Origin of the sequence: Mangrovimonas sp. YM274 (assembly GCF_030908385.1) — a bacterium.
Taxonomy (GTDB): domain Bacteria; phylum Bacteroidota; class Bacteroidia; order Flavobacteriales; family Flavobacteriaceae; genus Mangrovimonas_A.
Genome location: NZ_CP133091.1, coordinates 1,322,501 through 1,343,712 on the forward strand (window position 1 = coordinate 1,322,501; position 21,212 = coordinate 1,343,712).

The window sequence follows — 21,212 nt, forward strand, 5'->3', positions numbered from 1 at the left end:
TCAATTTTAAGAATCCCCTTTTACGATATTCTATTCAGAAGTCTTTGGGTTTTATGGGACAAATAATTTCAGTGTCGAAATTTACAAAGAGATTGCTACCTGGGTATTTACAGCGGCGAACCACTGTAATTCCTAATGGGATTGAAAAGGCTTGGGGACGTGAAGCTAGCAAAGTTAAAGAGTTTAAGGGAAGTCCAAAACTTATAACCGTGGGACATGTTTCTGAACGGAAAGGACAGTTACATGTGATACGGGCTTTGCCTAGGTTGTTGGCATCGTTTCCTAATTTACATTATCACTGTGTTGGATTGGCAACCGCGCAGGAACCATTTGAACAGGAAGCAAAAGCCTTGGGAGTTTTGGAGCATGTTAGTTTTCATGGAAGGGTGTCTGAAGAGGAACTACAGGGGATGCTCAAAACATCAAATGTATTTGTAATGTTAAGCGGCATGACCCAAAGTGGGGATGTTGAGGGCTTTGGAATCGCCATTTTAGAGGCCAATGTCCTAGGAATTCCCGCTATAGGTACAAAAGAATGTGGGATTTCCGATGCCATTGTTTCTGGGCGTACAGGGGAATTGGTGACGCTGGGGGATATGGAGGGTTTGTCGCAAGCTTTGCAACGGGTGTTAGGGGATTATGATGCCTATTCAAAAGCAGCCAAAGGTTGGGCCCTAAAACATGACTGGAACATGATTGTGGAACGCTATATTAGTGTTATAGAACGGGAAATTGGGAATAAGACATGATGATGTTGAGACTATTTTTAACAGGGTAATCATGAAAATATTAAGAGCGTATTGAAACTAGCTATTATTTCGCATACTGAACATTATACAGCAGACGACGGCCGTATTGTTGGTTGGGGACCTACGGTAACAGAACTCAATCATTTATTAGAAGTTTTTGAAGAAATTTGGCATGTGGCTATGTGGCACGATGGGAGCGCTCCTAAGAGTGCGTTGCCTTATGAGCCCTACAAGATCCATTTTGTACCCATACCAACGGTAGGAGGCTACGGGCTTGGAGCTAAATTGAGCATCTTATGGCAAGCCCCAAAAACATTGGCTATCATACGGCAAACACTCAAACAGGTAGATTGTTTCCAGTTTCGGGCACCTACGGGTATTGGTGTATATGTTTTGCCTTTCCTAAGTTGGTATCGCCAAAAACCTGGTTGGTTTAAATATGCAGGAAACTGGAATCAAGACAAACCACCGTTGGGGTATCGATGGCAGCGTTGGTGGCTCAAACAACAGACGAGGACAGTAACGGTTAACGGTCATTGGCCGAAACAACCAAAGCATTGTTTAAGCTTTGAAAACCCGTGTTTGACACAAGAGGAATTGAAGGAGGGACTTTTATGGAGTGGTAATCGGAGCATACCAAGACGTTGGACTTTTTGTTATGTAGGACGAATTGAAGACGCTAAAGGCGTTGGACGTATCCTTGAGGCTTTAAAAACTTTAGAACCCAACTATCGATCACGGATAGCATGTGTGCATTTGGTTGGAGAAGGTAAGTCTTTGGATGCATATAGGTTGCAAGCAAATGATTGCGAAATTCCTATACTATTTCACGGCGCTTTGAGCCGAAAGGAGGTTTTCGGCATATATAAGGAGAGTGATGTATTTTTAATGCCTACGACCGCATCTGAAGGGTTTCCTAAAGTAATTGCTGAAGCTATGAATTTTGGGTGTATACCCATGGTATCTCAAGTTTCGGCCATCACCCAATATGTGGAAGACCAAAAACATGGATGGATTTTGGAGAACGTTGAAATGGCTTCTCTTCATAGCGCGCTTAAGGATATGATGTCTCTTAGTTCAGAAACTTATCTTGACTATGTTTCCGAATGCCATGAACAGGTAGGTCCTTTTTCCTTTAAATATTATAATGATCGAATTCGTTCAATTTCGGCAGGATTTATAAAATAGCTATTTTTAAGACTTAAAGACAACCGTGCAACCGAATAGCCAATCCAAATATATCACGCAGATCCTGATCCATATGGGAATGGGTGTATTGGTGTTTTTGTTTGAGCCTATCTCTAAGGTGTATTTTATTGGTGCCTTATGCTATCTGACTTGGCAAATTATTATGGGCCCAAAAAAGGATACCACTGTAAATGTGTTTTTGGCCTGTTCCTATTTTGTTGGTGCGGAAGTGTTTTTTAGAATGACTAAAGGAGGACTGTCCTATGAAGCTTCTAAATATTTAGTGATTGTTTTTACTGTTATGGGCATGTTTTATAAAGGTATTTCAGGAAAAGGCTACCCTTATTTTATGTATTTGATTTTATTGGTGCCCGCTATTGTTGTAGCTTCCATAACCTTAACGTTTAATGCAAATTTTCGTACCAATGTAGCTTTTGTGTTAAGTGGCCCAGTTTGTTTGGGCATTGCTGCTTTATTCTGTTACGATAGGAAGGTATCCCATAAACAGATACTGGATATGTTACTTTATATGTTATTACCCTTGGTCACTACTACAACCTATCTGTTTTTATATAACCCAAGTATTAAGGATACGCTATCAGGGACCGCTTCCAATGCTGCCAGCTCAGGGGGATTTGGTCCCAATCAGGTGGCTACCGTTTTAGGCTTGGGCATGAGTATTTTAGTGGTGCGTTTATTTTTACAATCCCCTAATCTTTTATTAAAGTTCTTAAATATTGGGTTGCTGAGCGCCATGAGTTTTAGAGCTATTGTGACCTTTAGTCGAGGTGGGATTTTTGCCGCTATTATTGTGGTTGGCGCTTTTTTATGGACCTTATTCTTTAGGTCTTCACTGAAACAAAAAAATCAAATTTTGGGTTCTTTTGTTCTTTTAGTAGTTGGGATTGGTATTACTTGGATGATTAGTTCGGTGCAAACTTATGGGCTCATTGATAAGCGTTATGCAAATCAGGACGCTTTGGGGCGTGAGAAAGGTGATATTTCAACAGGGCGTTTAGATTTATTTATGGAAGAAGTGGATGGTTTTTTGGAGAGCCCTTTTTTGGGGATTGGAGCCAGTAGAACCAAAAATAAACGTGTGGAAGAAAGCGGTCATCATTTGCCTTCCCATAATGAAGTGGGACGACTCCTAGCGGAGCATGGTTTTTTGGGGATTATTATATTAATGATATTGAGTTTTACCCCATTAGCCTATCGAGGCAAAAATTCAAGGAATTTGTTTTTTTGGGCTTTTTTGTGCTTTTGGTTTGCTACCATCAATCATTCTGGGATGCGCATAGCTGCTCCATCCTTTATCTATGCCCTTAGTCTTTTAAATGTGACATATGAGAAACGTCCTTTACATAGGAAACAACTTAAGCAATCGACATACTAATCTGTCCTCTATTCATGTTTTGGGTAAACTTTTGGAAGAGGAAGGGTATACCCTACGTTATGCATCCTCCTATAATAACAAATTATTTCGTTTATTAGATATGTTATGGCAATGTGGGCGTCTTGCCAAGCGTATGGATGTGGTTCTTATTGACACCTACAGCACCCATAATTTTTATTATGCTTTGTTGGTAAGTCAGCTATGTCGGGTTTTGCAATTGCCATATATACCTAGTTTAAATGGAGGGAATTTACCAGCACGTTTAGCACGTAATCCAAAATTATGTGCCATGATCTTTAAAAATGCACATTATAATGTATCTCCTTCCTCATATTTACAAGATGCCTTTGCAAAGCAGGGTTATGACAATGTGGTTCATATTCCGAATAGTATTAAGCTAGAGGAGTATCCGGTATCAAAGCGCCGGTATGATACTATTCGTTTGTTATGGGTGCGTTCCTTTTCAAAAATTTACAATCCGCAATTGGCGGTAAACGTCTTGAAACGGCTAAAGCAAAAGGGCTATGATGCATCGCTCTGTATGGTAGGACCTGATAGTGACGGCAGTTTAGAGTCCGTAAAGTTGTTAGCCAAAGATTTGAATTTGGATGTCCGGTTTACAGGGAAACTGACTAAGATGGAATGGACGCAATTGGCCAAGGAGTACAATGTATTTATCAATACTACTAATTTTGACAATACTCCAGTGAGTGTGATTGAGGCCATGGCCTTAGGACTCCCTATTGTTAGTACTGATGTTGGCGGGATGCCTTATCTCATTAACCATGGTGTAAGTGGTTTGTTGGTGCCGCCAAACGATGTTTATGCTATGGTAGGAGCTATAGAACAGGTTTATGGGCATAGTACACTTCGAGAAGATTTGGTAAGAAATGCCCGGACTGTGGTGGCAGAATTTGACTGGGAAATGGTCAAACAACGGTGGAATGCCGTATTACAACCCTAAGCCCTTTGTTCTGAGAAATATCTTTATATATTTACCACAAAATTCCAACTAACGCTATGGGGGGGCCAACCAAGGATATACATTTTGAGATTTCAGAGCGTAAGGTATTGTTGCGCTTAATGGATTTAGGGATGGTCCTATTGGGACTTTGTGTGTTGGAATATGGTTTTGGTTTTAAGTATCTTACCATTGACCAAGAACATACCGTTGCCTTGGTAGTGTTAGGCTTGTATATCATGGTGTTTGGAACCGTTTTTGAAATATACGATTTGCATAAATCCAGCAAGTTGGATACTACCTTCCGAAATGTTGTATTGACCTCTTCCACAGTGGTGCTTTTTTATCTTTTGACTCCTTTCTTTACGCCATTTTTACCCGAAAAGCGTTTACAGATAGTCTATTTTTATATAGCCCTAATTGTGGGCATTTTTCTATGGCGGCTTGCGTATACGGCTTTTATAGCTTCTCCAAGGTTTTATAAGAAGGTTTTGTTGGTTGGAGAAATTTCCAATATGGAAAATATCATAAAGCCTTTGAGGGATTCCGATCCTAATTACCATATCATCGGTTTTATCAATTGTGAAGCGGTGGCAGATGCCCCTTTAAAGTTCAAGGGTTTAAAAGAATACCATCCCGAGGAGTTGATTTCTGTAATTGTAGAGGAACGTGTCTCTGAGGTATTGGTAGCTAGTTTTAATGCCGAGACCATTATGCCGGAAATTTATCATGATTTGATGATGCTTTTGGAGCGTGGTTTTACCATTAGAGAGTATACCCAAGTGTATGAAGAGGTAACCCAAAGGGTGCCCATTCAATTTATTGGTAAGGACTTCTATAAGTATTTTCCTTTTAGCCGTAGTAACCAAAATGCCTTGTACCTTTTTTTTCATAGAACTTTCGATTTGGTGTTTTCTTTTTTAGGGTTGTTGGTTGGATCTTGCTTTCTTCCATTTATTTTATTGGGTAATGCAGTGGCCAACAGGGGGCCTTTATTCTACAAACAAGAACGGGTTGGAAAAAATGGACAGCCCTTCCATATCCTTAAATTGCGAAGTATGGTTGTGGATGCCGAACGCCATTGTGGCGCCAAGTGGGCTGAGCGCAACGATACCCGTATCACCAGCTTTGGTCGTTTCTTAAGACGGTCTCGTTTAGATGAGATTCCTCAGTTTTTTAACGTATTAAAAGGGGATATGAGTATTATTGGTCCACGACCAGAACGTCCCTATTTTGTCAATGAACTTTCCCAGGTGATACCTTTTTATGAAACTAGGCATGTGATACGACCCGGACTTACCGGATGGGCGCAAATCAATTACCGGTATGGAGCGACTATTGATGATAGCTTAACGAAACTTCAGTATGACTTGTATTATATCAAACACCGTAGTTTCTTTTTGGATTTTAGTATTGTTCTTAAAACCTTAAGTGCCATTGTGTATTATAGGGGACAATAGGTAGTGAGTAGTGAGTAGTGAGTAGTGAGTGGGACGATAAAGAAATGCTACATTCCTTAAAGGCTTTTATTCCATATAGTATCCAACTATATTCTAGGTCTTCTGAACATAGTGATCAAAAACAATCCAATCATCACAAACAAACTGATACGTGCAATAAAATCGCCAGCTTTGGTGTAAAAGGTTTGTGTTTCGTTTGTGGTAATGGTACCAGTGAGTGCGCCTTGTGTATTATATGCCAAGGTTTCCATAATATCTCCCTTCGCATTAATAATGGCCGAAATCCCTGTATTGGCACTGCGCACCACCGGACGTCGCGTTTCGATGGCCCGAAGTCGGGCATAGCTTAAATGCTGCTTATGTCCTTGTGTTTCTCCCCACCAGGCATCGTTGGTGATAATGGCCAAGAGGTTGGCTCCATTTCGAACATAGCCTGTGACAAATTCACCATAGACCGATTCGTAGCAAATGATGGGGGCCGCTTTGGTGGTTCCATCTGAAGTGGTGAATACCGAACGTTCCTTTTGAGTGGTTTTCATGGCTACGGTACCTCCCAAATCAATCATGACATCTCCGATTAAAGGTTTTAGGATTTCCTGATACGGAAAGTTTTCAATACCTACTACCAATTTTGATTTATTGTAGAATTGTACACTGTCTGATGCATTGAGCATGATGGCCGAATTATAATCATCGTACCAAAGGTCATCCCTGAGTTGGTTAGTTTCTGAACGGACCTTTTTAGGATTGCCAAACACATCTATGAAGGAAATACCTGTTAAGAAATTGACCTGAGGGTGCCTTTTTATATAGCCTTCCATAAAGGATTTAAAACGCGCATTGGGAAATTGTTTTAGGCGTACATTATCTGCAAAAACGGTTTCAGGTGCCAATATCAAGGTTGTGTTGTCGGTAATGGTTTGGTCCGTTAACCTTAAAAGCATTTGGGCAATACTGTCATTTGATGTATGGTATTTTTCACTGTAGGGATCGATATTGGGTTGGAGTGCCATTACCTCTACCTGAGTCCCTTCATGTGAAAACGTATGGTAGCGTACTAAGGATATTGTGATGGGAGAAAGCAATAGTACTCCGAGACCAATTAAAGGCTTTTTGAGAGCTATTCTCCCTTTTTCTTTAAAGGCTAAATAGGCTTTAAAGCCTATGATGTTGCCTAGCCATACCCAAAGGGTGCCTCCAAAAGTTCCTGTATATTCATACCATTGGATCCATGTGGGATGTTCGGAAAAGGCATTTCCTAGATTTAACCAAGGCCAGGAGAATTCCCAACCCAAATGCAGTTTTTCAAAACAGATCCATAAAGTAACCAAAAACAATAGTGCTTTGTTTTGGGAACTGCGCTTGGCAATTGTGTGGTAGAGCAGGATGACAAAAGTCATTAATAAGGAGTTGACCAAAATGGCAAAACTGGCTCCAAATACATCCGCAAAACGCAACCAATTGGTAGTAATAAAATTCCAAATAACAAAGCCTATATAGGCATAGCCCATAAGTTTTAAGCGCTTTCCTTTTGAAGCGGAGTGCCGTAACTGATGTTCTAAAACCAAAAGCGGTATAAAAGCCACAAATAGAAGCAACGGCATACCATAGGTTGGCCATGAGAGGGCCAGCAATAGTCCGGAGCTTATGGCTAGAATTGGTTTTTGCACTATCTAAAGATACTAAAATCGAGTTTTAGAGAAAAGACATTGGAGTATAGGGCGGCACTTTGGTCGCCTATATCTGTAAAGGCATAATCTATTTGAATACCACGGTATTTAAATCCTACCCCAAAATTGGGTTGAAAGGTCGTGGTTTGAGAATCGTCAAACTGAGTTTCATTTTGAAAATTACCTAGTCCCCCTCTTAAGAACACCAAATTGGTATAGCCAAATTCAAAGCCAAAGGCAGGATTGATGCTTGCAAAGGAAGTGGATATGATATCATTGTTTTCGGCAAAACGTACGTTTAAATCCAAAGCCGTTACCAAGGAATAATCATAATGGAAAATAAACTTTTTGGAAAGTCCAACTTGTAGTTTTGGTATGGTAATTTCGGTAGTTTCAGGAAGGCTTTGGTTTTGGCCTTCAACGGCATCGCTAATATAATTAAACTTATCCTCATCGATAGCCCAAGCGTTATAGGTGGTTGTAATATCTCGCGCCATAATCCCAAACTTCCAATCGTTATCAGTTTGAAATTGTAAACCGGCATCCAGACCAAAGCCCCAAGAGGATGCAAAGTCCCCAATGATACGCCTTATGACTTTAGCATTGATACCATAACTAAAGCCTTGAAGTTTAAGGTTTCTGGCATAGGAAAATGTCAAACCATAATCGGCCGTTGAAAAGCGTTTAATACGATCATAATTAATGTTGCCCTGATCATCTATAAGTTGGGTGGTATCCAAAATATCATCCACTCCAAAGCGGATCAATGAAATTCCCAAAGCACTTTCGGTGTCCAAAGGCATGGCAAAGGCCATATAATTATAATTGGCAATATTGGCAAAATAACTAGAGTGCATCAAAGCCAATTGGTTATCTTCTATAGCCGTTAGTCCTGCTGGATTCCAATAGCCAGAATTCACATCGGAGGTTAGGGATACCACGGCATTGCTCATTCCTAGCGCTGCAGCATCGACTCCAATATTCATAAATTCATTAGAGTATTTTCTAGCGGTTTGCCCGAGGGTTCCTAAGGAAACCAACATAAAAAGAAGCCCTACATATTTTTTCAATAGCAAAAAATTTTTACAAAGATGCACATTATTTTTAATCTATTAAACAACAAATGTCTTCACTTATTGTGTGTAATGTCATGACCAAGATTCTTTTTTATCGGTAAGCGTTTCTCATGGCGTTAAGGCGTAGAAAAGAATACAGACTGCGATTCTACCAATGGGATTGATTTTTGATAATGATATGATTTTATAATGTTGATATAATGCTATTTAATTATTGTATCCTGATGACATTTATATGGGAATTGAGAAAATACCTGAGGACAACGAGTTTTTACTCATAAACATTTCAAAATTGTTACTATTTTTACACAAAACGAACCTATGAGCATCAAGCGGCATATTCCCAATTTATTTACTTTATTAAATTTGTTTAGTGGCTGTATAGCCGTACTTTTTGTAGTGCATGGCAATTTTGTGGCAGGAGCCTTTTGTGTGTTTTTGGGGATTTTCTTCGATTTTTTTGATGGATTCCTCGCCCGAAAACTAGGGGTGCCCAGTGAATTGGGGCTTCAGTTAGATTCCTTGGCCGATATGGTAACCAGCGGATTGGTTCCAGGGCTAGTGATGTTTAAATTATTGACCATGGCCTTAGCAACAGAACCCTTAAAAGAGTGGAATGCCATAGCCGATTTTAATGGTGGGGCTTTTAAGCCTTTAGCTTTGGTTGGGCTATTGATAACATTGGCGTCGGCTTACAGGTTGGCAAAATTCAATATTGATACCGAACAACAAACCGCTTTTAAAGGTTTACCAACCCCAGCCAATGCTTTGCTAGTGTTGTCTTTGCCTTTGATATTGGAATATCAAAGCACCACTTGGCTTAGTCAATTTATACTAAATCCATGGTTTTTAATCCTATTTACCATTTTTAGCTGTTCTATGCTCAATGCCAGTATTAGATTGTTTGCCCTGAAAACCAAAGATTGGAGCTTTCAAGCCAACAAGGTGCGCTATGGATTTTTGTTGGTAAGCTTGGTATTATTGCTATTGCTTCAGTTTGTGGCAATTCCTATTGTAATTGCTCTTTATATCCTATTATCGTTGTTCGCTAAAAACGCTTAAATTTCTAAAGACTTAAATGTATGGCCTCAGGTTTCTTTGCCTTATTAGATGATATTTCTGCCCTAATGGATGATGTGGTGGTCATGAGTAAAATCACCACCAAAAAAACTGCTGGAATTTTAGGGGATGACTTAGCTGTAAATGCCGAAAAGGCTTCGGGTTTTGTGTCCTCTAGGGAGTTACCCGTGTTGTGGGCTATAATGAAGGGTTCTTTTTTGAATAAAGTCATTATTTTACCCATAGCCTTTTTGCTTAGTGCTTTTGTGCCCGTGGCTATTACGGTTATTTTGATTTTAGGAGGCTTGTATTTGGCCTATGAAGGAGCTGAAAAGGTTTATGAATTTTTTGTACCCCATGCCCCTCATAATGAAGAATCTCATGAGGCTGTATCTAAATCTCCTGCTGAAATCTTGGCTCAGGAACAGAAAAAAGTAAAATCAGCCATATTAACAGACTTTATATTGTCTATTGAAATTGTGATTATTGCTTTAGGCAATGTAATGGAATCTGAATTGATGGTGCAAATTGCTGTGGTTTCGGTGGTGGCCATCATTGCTACCGTTGGGGTGTACGGTATTGTGGCCTTGATTGTGAGAATGGATGATTTTGGTTTGAAATTGATTTCCTTGAGTGAAGGAGAAACCAATATGACCTATCATATGGGGCGTGGTTTGGTAAAGGCCTTGCCGCTTGTAGTTAAGGGCCTTTCCTTTGTTGGAACTTTAGCGCTATTATTGGTGTCTGGAGGGATTTTTGCCCATAACATCGACTGGTTCCATGAGCATCATGTGTTGGCATCTTGGCCAAGTCTGATCCGTGAATTTTTATTTGGGCTTAGTATTGGGGCCTTAGTCCTTTTGCTAGTGCTACTATTTAAACGCTTGTTTAAGAAAAAATAGAAATTAGAATTCCAATTTCTTTTTACGCAGCTCGAAGTTCTGCCCTAAGTATACTTTACGTACCATTTCATCGGCGGCTAATTCTTCTGGTTCTCCAGCTTTAAGTATGCTTCCTTCAAACATTAAATAGGTGCGGTCTGTAATGGCTAAAGTTTCCTGTACGTTATGGTCTGTAATAAGGATTCCAATATTCTTTTTGGTTAATTGGGCCACAATACGCTGAATGTCTTCAACAGCCACTGGGTCTACCCCTGCAAAGGGTTCATCCAATAGAATGAAATTAGGATTTGTGGCCAAGGCTCTTGCAATTTCGGTACGGCGGCGTTCCCCTCCAGAGAGCAGGTCACCACGGTTTTTACGGATATGCCCCAAACTGAATTCTTCAATAAGCGATTCCATTTTATGCAATTGTTCCTTTTTGCTCATTTTGGTCAATTGCAGTACGCTTAAGATGTTTTCCTCAATACTCAATTTGCGAAATACAGAGGCTTCCTGTGCCAAATATCCAATCCCATTTTGAGCTCTTTTGTACATAGGGTAGTGGGTAATTTCAGTATTTTCTAAATAAATGGAGCCTCCATTAGGTTTGATAAGCCCAACAATCATATAAAAGGAAGTGGTTTTACCAGCACCGTTAGGTCCTAATAATCCAACAATTTCCCCTTGGTTAACTTCCAAGGAAACATCTTTTACGACCTTACGTCCACTATAGGACTTCATTAAATGTTCGGCTCTTAACTTCACAGATTTTATTTTGAGTAATGGTTGCTATAACGGCAAACTTACAATTTTTATTTTATTCTCAATGGGCGCACTAAGTGCTGCCATAGGAGGTGCCTATGACTTTAAAAAAAGGGGATTTTTATTCCTGATTTTCCAGAGCTTCCCAAAATTCATAGGCGCGGCGTAAATGTGGTATGACAATCGTACCACCAACCAAAGTGGCAATGCCTAAAGCTTCACTGACTTCTTCTTTACTTAAACCTTCTTGATAAGCCGTTTGCAAATGGTATTTTATGCAGTCGTCGCAGCGCAACACGGCCGAGGCTACCAAGCCTAAAAGTTCTTTGGTTTTCACATCTAAAGCCCCCTCTGCATAGGCATTGGTGTCTAGATTAAAAATGCGTTTAATGACCTTGTTATTGTCGGCCAAGATCTTATCGTTCATCCTACTTCTGTAGTCGTTGAACTCGTTTACTAAATCAGCCATTTTACTTTGTTTGTCGTTTTTGTTTTTTAATAACTATTGCCGAAATATAGATGCTAACCTGGTAAAGAAGCAAAATAGGGATGGCCACAATAACTTGACTAGCAATGTCTGGAGGCGTAATGATAGCCGAAAGAATCAACACCAAAACTAGGGCGAACTTGCGATATTTTTTTAGGAACTGTGGCGTTACCAAACCAACTTTTGTTAAAAAATAAATGATAATAGGCAACTCAAATACAAAACCAGAGGCTAAGGAGGAGGATCTTACCAAAGCCACATAGGAGCTGATGTCTATTTCATTGGAAATTTCTGTACTCACGTTATAGGTTCCTAAGAAATTGATGGATAATGGTGTTACCACATAATAACCAAACAACACGCCTAAAAAGAACAGTAATGAGGTAATGACAATAAAACCACGGGAATGTTTTCTTTCGCTAGGGTGTAATCCCGGGCTAATAAAATGCCATAGTTGATAGACCACATATGGGAATGCTATGATGAGGCCAGCATAGATGGAGGTCCAAATATGGGCAGAAAACTGTCCTCCCATGGTACGGTTTTGAATTCTAAAGGGAAGCTCTTCTGCACAAAACGTTGTATCAATACCAATAAATTGAGAAATTTGACAGAGGTATTTATAAGTTGGGAAACTCATTTTTTTAGGTCCAAAAATGATGGTGTCAAAAATAAAGTCGCTCATTAAAAAAGCGACCACACCTCCCAAAAGTATGGCCAAGGTAGCCCGTATTAAATGCCATCTTAAATCTTCTAAGTGATCTAAGAAAGACATTTCGTTTACATTCTTTTTTGTCATTAGATAATTCCTTCTTTTATCAGGTCATGTAAATGTACCACGCCGGCGTACTTGCCATGCTCTTCTACTAACAATTGGGAAATGCCATTGGCTTCCATAAGCTCCATAGCATCTACCGCCATAGCGTTGGCTTTGATGTGTTTAGGGTTGTGACTCATAATGTCCTTAGCTGTAAGATGTATAAATGAGTCATTTTTGGATAGCATACGTCTCAAGTCTCCGTCGGTAATGATTCCTATGATTTGGTCGTCTTCAACCACGGCAGTAACTCCCAACATTTTTTCGGATATTTCAATGATGACTTCTTTTACATTGGTATCTGGAGTTACTTGCGGCTTTTGGTTTAAAGAGGAAAGATCACTAACTCTTAGGTACAACCGTTTGCCCAAAGCACCTCCTGGGTGGTATTTGGCGAAGTCCTTACTAGTAAATTCTCGAAGTTCCAACAAGCAGATGGCCAAGGCATCACCAATAACCAATTGGGCCGTGGTACTGGTAGTAGGGGCCAAATTGTTAGGGCAGGCTTCATGTTCTACATAGGCATTTAAAATGTAATCCGCCTGTTGGCCCAAAAAGGAACTCTCATTACCGGTAATAGCGATCATTTTGTTTTTGGCATTTTTAATAAGAGGCACCAAAACCTTAATCTCCGGTGTGTTTCCACTTTTGGAAATACATATCACAATATCATCTTCCAATATCAAACCCAAATCACCATGAATGGCATCGGCAGCATGCATAAATACAGCCGGAGTTCCGGTAGAATTTAGTGTTGCTACAATTTTATTGGCAATAATGGCACTTTTTCCTATTCCGGTAATAATAACACGTCCTTTGGAGTTATATATTAAAGACACAGCATCGGCAAAATCGTCATTGAGCAATTTACCTAGGTTGTCTATGGCATCCCGCTCTAAATCAATGGTTCTTTTCGCCGTTTTGAGGATGTCGCTTTTTATGTTCAAAATTTATTAATTTTATGGTTTGAAGCGGTTAAAGAAATTCATATCTTTAATCAAATGCAAATGTATATAAAATACTAATAGGGATTAATGAGTATCAAAGAAATTGACTTGCATTCAGCACTTAAGCAGTACTTTGGGTTTTCAAAATTCAAGGGGTTGCAAGAGCCTGTAATTCAAAGTATTGTTGATGGCCATAATACCTTTGTGATTATGCCTACGGGTGGCGGGAAGTCGTTATGCTATCAACTTCCAGCTTTGATCAAGGAGGGAACAGCTATTATTGTATCGCCATTAATTGCGTTAATGAAGAACCAAGTTGACGCTATTAGGGGGATTTCGGATAATGAAGGCATCGCACATGTGTTGAATTCATCACTTAACAAAACAGAAGTTCGCCGCGTAAAATCGGATATTTCAAGCGGTATTACCAAATTATTATATGTAGCGCCAGAGTCGTTGACCAAGGAAGATAACGTAGAGTTTTTACGCTCGGTACCTATTTCCTTTATGGCGGTAGATGAAGCCCACTGTATCAGTGAGTGGGGACATGACTTTAGACCTGAATACCGTAATTTAAGGCACATTATTAAACGTATTGGGGAAAATATTCCCATTATAGGGTTGACCGCTACGGCTACACCAAAGGTTCAGGAAGATATCCTGAAAAGTTTAGACATTACGGATGCTAATTTATTTAAAGCTTCCTTTAATCGTCCAAACTTGTATTATGAAGTACGCCCCAAGACCAAACAAGTGGATGCGGATATCATTCGGTTTATCAAACAGAACGAAGGTAAATCGGGGATTGTGTATTGTTTGAGTAGAAAGCGTGTGGAAGAATTGGCCCAGGTGCTTCAGGTAAATGGTATTAAAGCGGTGCCGTATCATGCGGGGCTTGATCCTAAGACAAGGGTAAAACACCAGGACATGTTCTTGATGGAAGATGTGGATGTGGTTGTGGCTACCATTGCTTTTGGAATGGGGATTGACAAACCAGATGTGCGTTTTGTGATCCACCATGACATGCCAAAAAGTATTGAAAGTTATTATCAGGAAACTGGTAGGGCAGGACGTGATGGTGGCGAAGGTCATTGTTTGGCGTTTTATGCCTATAAGGATATTGAAAAACTAGAAAAGTTCATGGCCGGAAAGCCGGTGGCTGAACAGGAAATTGGACACGCTCTATTGCAAGAGGTCGTTGCCTTTGCGGAAAGTTCGGTGTCGCGCCGTAAATTCATTCTACATTATTTTGGTGAAGAATTTGATAATGCCACGGGTGAGGGAGGTGATATGGATGATAATGTACGCCATCCGAAGAAACAACACGAAGCCCAAGATGATGTGGTGACCATTTTGGAAACGGTTCAAAAAACTAATGAAAAATATAAGGCCAAGGATTTAGTTCAAGTTTTGTTAGGGCGTTCCAATGCCTTGATTGCTTCGCATAAAACGGATGAACAGCCCTTTTTTGGAATTGGTAGCCATCACGATAAACGCTATTGGATGGCTTTGATACGTCAGTTGTTGGTGGCAGGATATTTAAAGAAAGACATCGAAACTTATGGGGTAATGCGTTTGTCAAAAGAAGGGAAGGCGTATTTAAAGGACCCTATCTCCTTTATGATGACTGAAGACCATGTGTTTGATGAGACTACCGATGATAGCATTGTAACTACGGCTAAATCGAGTGCCGCTGTTGCTGATGCCAATTTAATGGGAATGCTTAAGGACTTGCGTAAGCGCAACGCAAAGAAATTGGGCGTGCCGCCTTTTGTGATTTTCCAAGATCCTTCTTTGGAGGATATGGCCCTTAAATATCCTATGACTATTGAAGAGCTGAGCTATGTTCATGGGGTAGGAGAAGGAAAGGCTAAAAAATATGGGAAAGATTTTATCGAGTTGATTGCCCGTTATGTGGAGGAAAACGATATCATCCGTCCTGACGATATGGTGGTGAAAAGTACAGGAACCAATTCAGCCTTAAAACTTTTTATCATTCAAAACGTGGATAGAAAGTTGCCATTGGATGACATTGCGGCTTCCAAAGGCATGAATATGGGGGAGTTTATCAAGGAGATGGAAGCCATTGTGTATTCGGGGACGAAACTGAACATCGACTATTGGATTGATGAAATTTTGGATGAAGACCAGCAGGAGGAAATCCATGAGTACTTTATGGATTCTGAAACCGATAAAATCTCCGACGCCATCGAGGAGTTTGATGGAGATTACGACGATGAGGAATTACGACTGTATCGTATTAAGTTTATCAGTGAGGTAGCTAATTAAATAGTGTTCCTTAATAGTAAACAGTGAATAGTGAAAAGTAAATAGAAAAGGGAGCTAAGAGCTCCCTTTTTGTTGCATTTATGTCATTCCCTTAAAGGAGAAATCCCATTAAAGGTAAATGGATTCTTCATTTCGTTTCACTCCATTCTGAAGCCGAAGATTCGGTGCGGTCAATGACGATATTGTTTTTAAGCTTCTTTTGAAGGCTTATAGATATCAAAAGGAATGCGGTGTTTTTTGGCTTCCAACAACAAACTTTTGATGTTCGATTTTTTGAATTTAGCCATATCTTCTTTTTCAATGGCAAAATCGATGCGTGTGATGCTTCGGTTGGAAACGTTGGAATGTTCAGATTCCAATTCTTCCATATCCGAAGTCATGACCATTTTGAAATCTTTCCCATTAATGGTCAATCGTGCTCCTTTAATGGTTTTGATATGAAAACTTCCAACGATAATGGTCTGAAAAAAATGGTAGCCTCCCAATTCATTGAACCCTGCATAGCAAACATTCTCAGTTCCTAAGGCAAAAGGTTCATCCTCGATATCGTTGATAATGTTTTGGGTATAATCGTCAGCGTGCAATTTTTCCATGTTTTTGGAGTCTCCAAAGGCCGCTTTTAGTTTGGTAAGTGAAAATTTCATAGGTATCTGTTAGATCATTGCAAATCTAGGTTTTCAAACAGGCCTTTCCAAAAAGTATTAGTGCTAAATGCCGTCTGTTTTTCTAAAGCGTTTTTTCATCTTTTAGACAATGCATCTTCTTCAGGGAAGCTTTCTGCTTCAACCATAGTTTAGTATCTTTGCGCATCGAAACAAAATACAAAGACAATGCAAGACGGTTTATACGCAAAATTTAATACAAGCAAAGGCGACATTTTGGTTGCTTTAGAATTTGAAAAAGTACCGGGAACGGTAGGGAACTTTGTAGCCTTGGCAGAAGGAAATTTGGAAAATTCGGCAAAGCCACAAGGGAATCCTTATTATAATGGTCTAAAATTCCACAGGGTAATTCCAGACTTTATGATTCAAGGAGGATGTCCTCAAGGAACAGGAACTGGAAGTCCAGGATATAAATTTGACGATGAATTCCACCCAGACTTGAAGCACGATGGTCCTGGTGTATTGTCTATGGCCAATGCCGGTCCTGGAACCAATGGTAGCCAGTTTTTCATTACGCATGTAGAGACGCCTTGGTTGGACAATATGCATACCGTATTTGGAAAAGTGGTAGAAGGCCAGGATGTGGTTGATGCTATTGCTCAAGGTGACGTTATGGATGCGGTTGAAATTATCCGTGTAGGTGCAGCTGCTGAAAACTTTAATGCTATTGAAGCTTTTAGAACTTTTGAAGGTGCTCGTGAAGAGCGTATTGCTGCCGAGCGCGAAGCCAAGAGAGCTGAGTTGGATAAATTGGCTGCGGGGTTTGAAGAAACTGCTAGCGGTTTGCGTTACCAAATCATTCAAAAAGGAGCTGGTAAAAAAGCCGAAAAAGGAAAAACTGTTGCCGTACACTATAAAGGTCAATTGGCCGATGGGACTGTATTCGATTCTTCCTATAAGCGCAACCAACCTTTGGAATTTACCGTTGGTGTTGGTCAGGTGATTGCTGGATGGGACGAAGGTATTGGTCTGTTGCAAGTAGGTGACAAAGCACGTTTTGTAATCCCTAGTGATTTAGGGTATGGAAGTCGTGGTGCTGGAGGTGTGATTCCTGGTGACGCTACTTTGGTATTCGACGTAGAATTGATGGATGTAAAGTAATCCAGCCTTATATAAAATGGAAAGCACCTCATTGAGGTGCTTTTTTTATTGGAATATTATGGGGGTGTCCATTCGTGGAATGGCCATTATTTTAAAGGGTTGGGTCATGACGGTGGTAGCTATTCCTTCCGGCGCTTTGGTATTTACGGTAATGGTGCGCTGGGTTTTGGAAGTTTCTAATGCCATATCTATATGGTACCCTCCTGTGGTCTTCACATTTTCAAATACTGCAATGACTTGATGGGTTTTAAAATCAATGTCCTTAGGTGTGAATTGCTCCGATACGGGATTTACACGATCCATTTGCTTTTTTAAAGCATGCCATTCTGCTTCGGTATCAATAATGATCTGTTGCTTGGGAATGCCTTCGTCTCCATTTCCATAGAGGCTACCTTCCCCAATTGTAAAAGGTTCCATGTTCTGGGTTGTTTTATTTGGTTTTGCACCACAGTTCACTAAGGTAAACACGATGGTACATATTAGGAAGCATATATTTTTCATGGTATTATAATCTAGTGGTTGTTTCTCCAGCCAAAATTTCGAATGGCAATTGGTTTTGACTTGGTGGTAGTAAGCAAGTGGTAAAGGCACAATAGGCGCAAGGCGGATTGTATAATCTATTGAAATCTATGGTAACCGGTCCATTGGTACTCGGTATTTCCAAGACATAGTAGCGTCCGCCACCATAAGTGGTATTACCGGAAGTGGCATCGCCTAACATGATAAAACCATCGGCTTCGGTGTCGAGTTTGTATTCTTTACCTTTAAATTCAAAACTTACAAAACCGGCAAAATCTGTGGCATGCATATAGCCTAATTTGGATGCTACATCTTTAGTTTGGGTTTGGTCGTAATAGGTAAATTGCCCTTCTAGGATAAAATTTGGATTTAAAGGGAAGGTTTCAAATCCTTTAAAAGCGTCTATGGCCGTATTCTTTGCATCCCAAACCCTAATATAGCGGTTATCCCCTCGGGTAATAATTTGCCATTTCATATGCTGTTGATGTAGCATTTGTGAGCTTCCGTAGCTATCAAAAACCATGGGGAGTCTAGCTGATATGGTATCGGCTTCTACCGTAATAATTTTGTTTTCAGCTGGAGTGAATACAAGGCTATCGCCTTGTTGGGTATAATTGCCAAAGATGGTTTGCAGGTCTTCCTTTTTTGTGGAAGGTTGATTGCTTGCATTCAGTCCAAAAACAGTACTACTGTCGGCAAGTTTTAACAAGCCGGATAATTGTAGATAATTGTCCTTTCTTACCTCATTTTTAGACTTCCAAAACGCTTCAATGTCATCTTTATATGTTTGATCAATTTTCTTTTCTGAGGAAGCATTTCCGCAGGACATTAAAGCTATACATAAAAGGAAGAGAAGGATTCGCATGAATTGAGATTTTAGATTTGAAAGTTATGAAATTTAAAGATACTCACTTTTGGGAAATTGGAAGGTTCACACAATTCATCCTTAAAAACTAACAGCTCAGAGGGTTTGAATTTTAAGAGGGCCATCAGGAGATGATATTTGTACTCATAAACGAACCTATCATGAAATCACTTCTCTATTTATTGGTAATGCTAACCGTGGGCAACACATTTTCGCAGCAATTAATTTCAGGTACTGTTGTAGACTCTAAAGGGCTGCCTGTTGTAGGGGCCAACATTTATATTGATGGCACTTATGATGGTGCTACCAGTAATGAGGAGGGCCATTTTGAGTTCGAAACCCTTGAAGAAGGGCAGGTGCATTTGATAGTCTCCTATGTCTCATATGAAACCCATGATGTCACCAAAGCCGTTACAGACTTGCAAAACCTGAAAGTGGTATTGCGAGACGCCGTAAATGCTTTGGATGCCGTGGTGATTTCGGCGGGGACTTTTGAGGCCGGTGATAATTCCAAGGTGTCAGTTTTAAAACCTTTGGATGTGGTAACTACGGCGAGCGCCTTGGGCGATTTTGTAGGAGCGCTGCAAACCTTACCAGGAACCTCCACGGTGGCTGAAGATGGACGTTTGTTTGTAAGAGGTGGGAGTGCTGATGAAACTCAAATTTTTATTGATGGCATTAGAGTGTTTACACCCTATACCCCCAGTACCAACAATACGCCTTCTCGAGGGCGTTATTCCCCCTTTTTGTTTGATGGCATTACGTTTTCTACAGGCGGTTATTCTGCGGAATATGGTCAAGCTTTGTCCAGTGTTTTGTTACTAAACACTATTGATGAACCCGATCAAGAAAAAACGGATATTGGTTTGATGACGGTTGGAGGTACCTTAGGCCACACTGAAAAATGGAAACGTCGATCCCTAAGTGTGAACGCCAGTTATATCAACTTGGCTCCCTATACGGCAATTTTTCCCGATAGAAATGATTGGGACATTCCTTTTAGGGGAGGACAGGGAGAGGCAGTTTTTAGACAAAAGTTTGATAGTGGTCTGTTGAAATTTTACACCGCCTTTGATGCCGGTAGTTTTGCTTTGACCCAAGAGGATATCAATTTTGAGGAAGGGTTGTATGTACATTTAAAAAATAGAAATTGGTATACCAATCTGTCTTATCAAGGAACTTTGGGAAACGGATGGTCTGTACATTCGGGGATGAGCTATACCTTGGGTAAAAATGAGATTGAGCTTATGGAAAGCAAAATTGACAATCGAGAGCAATCGGCACATTTTAAGTTGAAACTGAAAAAGCATTTCAGCAATAGATTGAAGTTAAGTTTCGGAGGTGAAACTTTTGTAACGAATTTTGATGAAGACTTTAAGGAAGATGTACTGGCAGTGAGTTATGGATTTAGTAACAGCATTTCGGCAGCCTATACTGAAGCAGACATTATTTTCAGTAAGCAATTGGCTTTAAAGGCCGGACTAAGGGCCGATTATCATCATTTGTTCCAAAGTATGGAAGTAGCGCCCAGAATGTCCTTGGCTTTTAAAACCTCAAAGAATGGGCAGCTTTCTTTGGCATATGGGCAATTCTATCAAACGCCTTCCAACGATTATTTAAAGTTTAATCAGACTTTGGAGGCTGCACATACGTCCCATTATATTTTAAACTATCAGTATGTAAAGGATGGCAAGATTTTTAGAGCCGAAGCTTATAGAAAGGATTATAACGATTTACTGACCTATGATGGCCAACAGCCCACTTTTGATAGTGATTTTGGAACCGATGGTGATGGCTATGCCCAAGGGGTGGATGTATTTTGGCGTGATAACAGAAGCCTCAAAAATATGGATTATTGGTTGAGCTATTCTTATTTGGACACCAAGCGAAACTATTTGAATTTTCCAGAGGCAGCCACACCTAATTATGCCAATGCCCATAACCTTTCTGTAGTAGGGAAATATTGGATTGAGGCTTGGAAAAGTCAGTTGGGATTGAGTTATACCTTCGCTTCAGGAAGACCTTACGACAATCCAAACCAAACTGAGTTCATGGCCGCTCGAACCAAAACTTACAACAGTTTAAGTGTGAATTGGGCCTATTTAATAAGCCCGCAAAAAATCTTGTATCTATCCGTGAACAATGTTTTGGGCGTTAAAAATGTGAACGGCTACCAATACGCCAATACCCCGGATGTAAATGGACAGTATCATAGACGAGCTTTGTTGCCTGGAGCAGATCAGTTTTTCTTCATTGGATTTTTCTGGACCATTAGCGACGATGGTAAATCCAACCAATTGGATAACCTATAATTCAAGGCGAA

19 protein-coding genes (1 of these 19 cut by a window edge) are annotated in these 21,212 nt (G+C 40.1%); 10 read left to right on the top strand and 9 right to left on the bottom strand.

All coding sequences use genetic code 11. The features are described from left to right. The 5 genes in view from RBH95_RS05815 to RBH95_RS05835 are tightly spaced (at most 56 nt apart) and all read left to right on the top strand, a layout consistent with a single transcriptional unit that may run on beyond the window. A protein-coding gene (locus tag RBH95_RS05815; protein ID WP_307901743.1) for a glycosyltransferase family 4 protein crosses the window boundary here: on the top strand, positions 1–749 show its 3' portion. 370 nt of this gene lie to the left of the window's left edge; the window shows 749 of its 1,119 coding nt (coding positions 371–1,119); the start codon falls outside the window, past its left edge; the stop codon is at positions 747–749. Between the two features lie 51 nt (positions 750–800). After that, entirely contained in the window at positions 801–1,937 is a 1,137-nt protein-coding gene (locus RBH95_RS05820; protein ID WP_307901744.1) for a glycosyltransferase, read from the top strand. A gap of 25 nt (positions 1,938–1,962) precedes the next feature. Next, complete coding sequence (locus RBH95_RS05825) at positions 1,963–3,333, top strand: O-antigen ligase (protein WP_307901745.1); 1,371 nt, start codon at positions 1,963–1,965, stop codon at positions 3,331–3,333. Then, positions 3,284–4,297, top strand: coding sequence for a glycosyltransferase family 4 protein (locus RBH95_RS05830; RefSeq protein ID WP_307901746.1), 1,014 nt, complete (start codon positions 3,284–3,286; stop codon positions 4,295–4,297). The genes RBH95_RS05825 and RBH95_RS05830 overlap by 50 nt, the downstream gene beginning before the upstream one ends. Positions 4,298–4,353: 56 nt before the next feature. After that, complete coding sequence (locus RBH95_RS05835) at positions 4,354–5,754, top strand: sugar transferase (protein ID WP_307901747.1); 1,401 nt, start codon at positions 4,354–4,356, stop codon at positions 5,752–5,754. 86 nt (positions 5,755–5,840) lie between these two features. On the opposite strand, the gene lnt is transcribed toward RBH95_RS05835, so the two are convergent. Further along, a complete protein-coding gene (gene lnt, locus RBH95_RS05840) occupies positions 5,841–7,424 on the bottom strand; it encodes an apolipoprotein N-acyltransferase (protein WP_307901748.1) in 1,584 nt (527 codons plus the stop codon). Then, positions 7,424–8,467, bottom strand: a complete 1,044-nt coding sequence (locus RBH95_RS05845) for a PorV/PorQ family protein (RefSeq protein ID WP_374047826.1) — start codon at positions 8,465–8,467, stop codon at positions 7,424–7,426. Before RBH95_RS05845 ends, lnt begins: the two co-directional genes overlap by 1 nt. Before the next feature lie 354 nt (positions 8,468–8,821). Here RBH95_RS05845 and RBH95_RS05850 point away from each other — a divergent pair, with 354 nt between their 5' ends. Together RBH95_RS05850 and RBH95_RS05855 are read left to right on the top strand one after the other, a co-directional pair. Next, entirely contained in the window at positions 8,822–9,562 is a 741-nt protein-coding gene (locus RBH95_RS05850) for a phosphatidylcholine/phosphatidylserine synthase (protein ID WP_307901750.1), read from the top strand. A 20-nt stretch (positions 9,563–9,582) separates the two neighbouring features. Further along, positions 9,583–10,461 carry a DUF808 domain-containing protein gene (locus RBH95_RS05855; RefSeq protein ID WP_307901751.1) on the top strand — a complete coding sequence of 293 codons (879 nt, stop codon included), beginning with the start codon at positions 9,583–9,585 and terminating at the stop codon, positions 10,459–10,461. A 3-nt stretch (positions 10,462–10,464) separates the two neighbouring features. Here the strand turns inward: RBH95_RS05855 and lptB are convergent, their stop codons facing one another. The 4 genes from lptB to RBH95_RS05875 all read right to left on the bottom strand — a co-directional run bounded on the left by lptB (position 10,465) and on the right by RBH95_RS05875 (position 13,453). After that, positions 10,465–11,205 (bottom strand): LPS export ABC transporter ATP-binding protein, encoded by a 741-nt coding sequence (gene lptB / locus RBH95_RS05860; protein ID WP_307901752.1) that lies wholly within the window; start codon positions 11,203–11,205, stop codon positions 10,465–10,467. Between the two features lie 118 nt (positions 11,206–11,323). After that, a complete protein-coding gene (locus RBH95_RS05865; protein ID WP_307901753.1) occupies positions 11,324–11,671 on the bottom strand; it encodes a carboxymuconolactone decarboxylase family protein in 348 nt (115 codons plus the stop codon). 1 nt (position 11,672) lies between these two features. Then, complete coding sequence (tatC, locus tag RBH95_RS05870) at positions 11,673–12,488, bottom strand: twin-arginine translocase subunit TatC (protein ID WP_307901754.1); 816 nt, start codon at positions 12,486–12,488, stop codon at positions 11,673–11,675. Continuing rightward, on the bottom strand, positions 12,488–13,453 hold the full coding sequence (locus RBH95_RS05875; protein WP_307901755.1) for an SIS domain-containing protein: 966 nt from the start codon (positions 13,451–13,453) through the stop codon (positions 12,488–12,490). The genes tatC and RBH95_RS05875 overlap by 1 nt, the downstream gene beginning before the upstream one ends. 87 nt (positions 13,454–13,540) lie before the next feature. Here RBH95_RS05875 and RBH95_RS05880 point away from each other — a divergent pair, with 87 nt between their 5' ends. Next, complete coding sequence (locus tag RBH95_RS05880) at positions 13,541–15,742, top strand: ATP-dependent DNA helicase RecQ (protein WP_307901756.1); 2,202 nt, start codon at positions 13,541–13,543, stop codon at positions 15,740–15,742. A 188-nt stretch (positions 15,743–15,930) separates the two neighbouring features. Here the strand turns inward: RBH95_RS05880 and RBH95_RS05885 are convergent, their stop codons facing one another. Further along, positions 15,931–16,386 carry a hypothetical protein gene (locus RBH95_RS05885; protein WP_307901757.1) on the bottom strand — a complete coding sequence of 152 codons (456 nt, stop codon included), beginning with the start codon at positions 16,384–16,386 and terminating at the stop codon, positions 15,931–15,933. Positions 16,387–16,572: 186 nt separating this feature from the next. Here RBH95_RS05885 and RBH95_RS05890 point away from each other — a divergent pair, with 186 nt between their 5' ends. Beyond that, complete coding sequence (locus RBH95_RS05890) at positions 16,573–17,505, top strand: peptidylprolyl isomerase (protein WP_307901758.1); 933 nt, start codon at positions 16,573–16,575, stop codon at positions 17,503–17,505. 45 nt (positions 17,506–17,550) lie between these two features. On the opposite strand, the gene RBH95_RS05895 is transcribed toward RBH95_RS05890, so the two are convergent. Further along, positions 17,551–17,922 carry a protease complex subunit PrcB family protein gene (locus RBH95_RS05895; protein ID WP_307901759.1) on the bottom strand — a complete coding sequence of 124 codons (372 nt, stop codon included), beginning with the start codon at positions 17,920–17,922 and terminating at the stop codon, positions 17,551–17,553. 88 nt (positions 17,923–18,010) lie between these two features. Beyond that, entirely contained in the window at positions 18,011–18,889 is an 879-nt protein-coding gene (locus tag RBH95_RS05900; protein WP_307901760.1) for a DUF1684 domain-containing protein, read from the bottom strand. Between the two features lie 161 nt (positions 18,890–19,050). Between RBH95_RS05900 and RBH95_RS05905 the strand changes: the two genes are divergently transcribed. Continuing rightward, positions 19,051–21,201: a TonB-dependent receptor gene (locus RBH95_RS05905; protein WP_307901761.1), complete on the top strand. Its 2,151-nt coding sequence runs from the start codon at positions 19,051–19,053 to the stop codon at positions 21,199–21,201. Positions 21,202–21,212 lie beyond the last annotated feature (11 nt).

Coding starts and splice junctions, on each gene's coding strand:
- RBH95_RS05830 (WP_307901746.1), top strand. CDS start 3,284: ATGAGAAACGTCCTTTACATAGGAAACAACTTAAGCAATCGACATACT.
- RBH95_RS05835 (WP_307901747.1), top strand. CDS start 4,354: ATGGGGGGGCCAACCAAGGATATACATTTTGAGATTTCAGAGCGTAAG.
- RBH95_RS05845 (WP_374047826.1), bottom strand. CDS start 8,467: ATGTTGGTTTCCTTAGGAACCCTCGGGCAAACCGCTAGAAAATACTCT.
- RBH95_RS05850 (WP_307901750.1), top strand. CDS start 8,822: ATGAGCATCAAGCGGCATATTCCCAATTTATTTACTTTATTAAATTTG.
- RBH95_RS05855 (WP_307901751.1), top strand. CDS start 9,583: ATGGCCTCAGGTTTCTTTGCCTTATTAGATGATATTTCTGCCCTAATG.
- RBH95_RS05865 (WP_307901753.1), bottom strand. CDS start 11,671: ATGGCTGATTTAGTAAACGAGTTCAACGACTACAGAAGTAGGATGAAC.
- tatC (WP_307901754.1), bottom strand. CDS start 12,488: ATGACAAAAAAGAATGTAAACGAAATGTCTTTCTTAGATCACTTAGAA.
- RBH95_RS05880 (WP_307901756.1), top strand. CDS start 13,541: ATGAGTATCAAAGAAATTGACTTGCATTCAGCACTTAAGCAGTACTTT.
- RBH95_RS05885 (WP_307901757.1), bottom strand. CDS start 16,386: ATGAAATTTTCACTTACCAAACTAAAAGCGGCCTTTGGAGACTCCAAA.
- RBH95_RS05890 (WP_307901758.1), top strand. CDS start 16,573: ATGCAAGACGGTTTATACGCAAAATTTAATACAAGCAAAGGCGACATT.
- RBH95_RS05895 (WP_307901759.1), bottom strand. CDS start 17,922: ATGGAACCTTTTACAATTGGGGAAGGTAGCCTCTATGGAAATGGAGAC.
- RBH95_RS05900 (WP_307901760.1), bottom strand. CDS start 18,889: ATGCGAATCCTTCTCTTCCTTTTATGTATAGCTTTAATGTCCTGCGGA.
- RBH95_RS05905 (WP_307901761.1), top strand. CDS start 19,051: ATGAAATCACTTCTCTATTTATTGGTAATGCTAACCGTGGGCAACACA.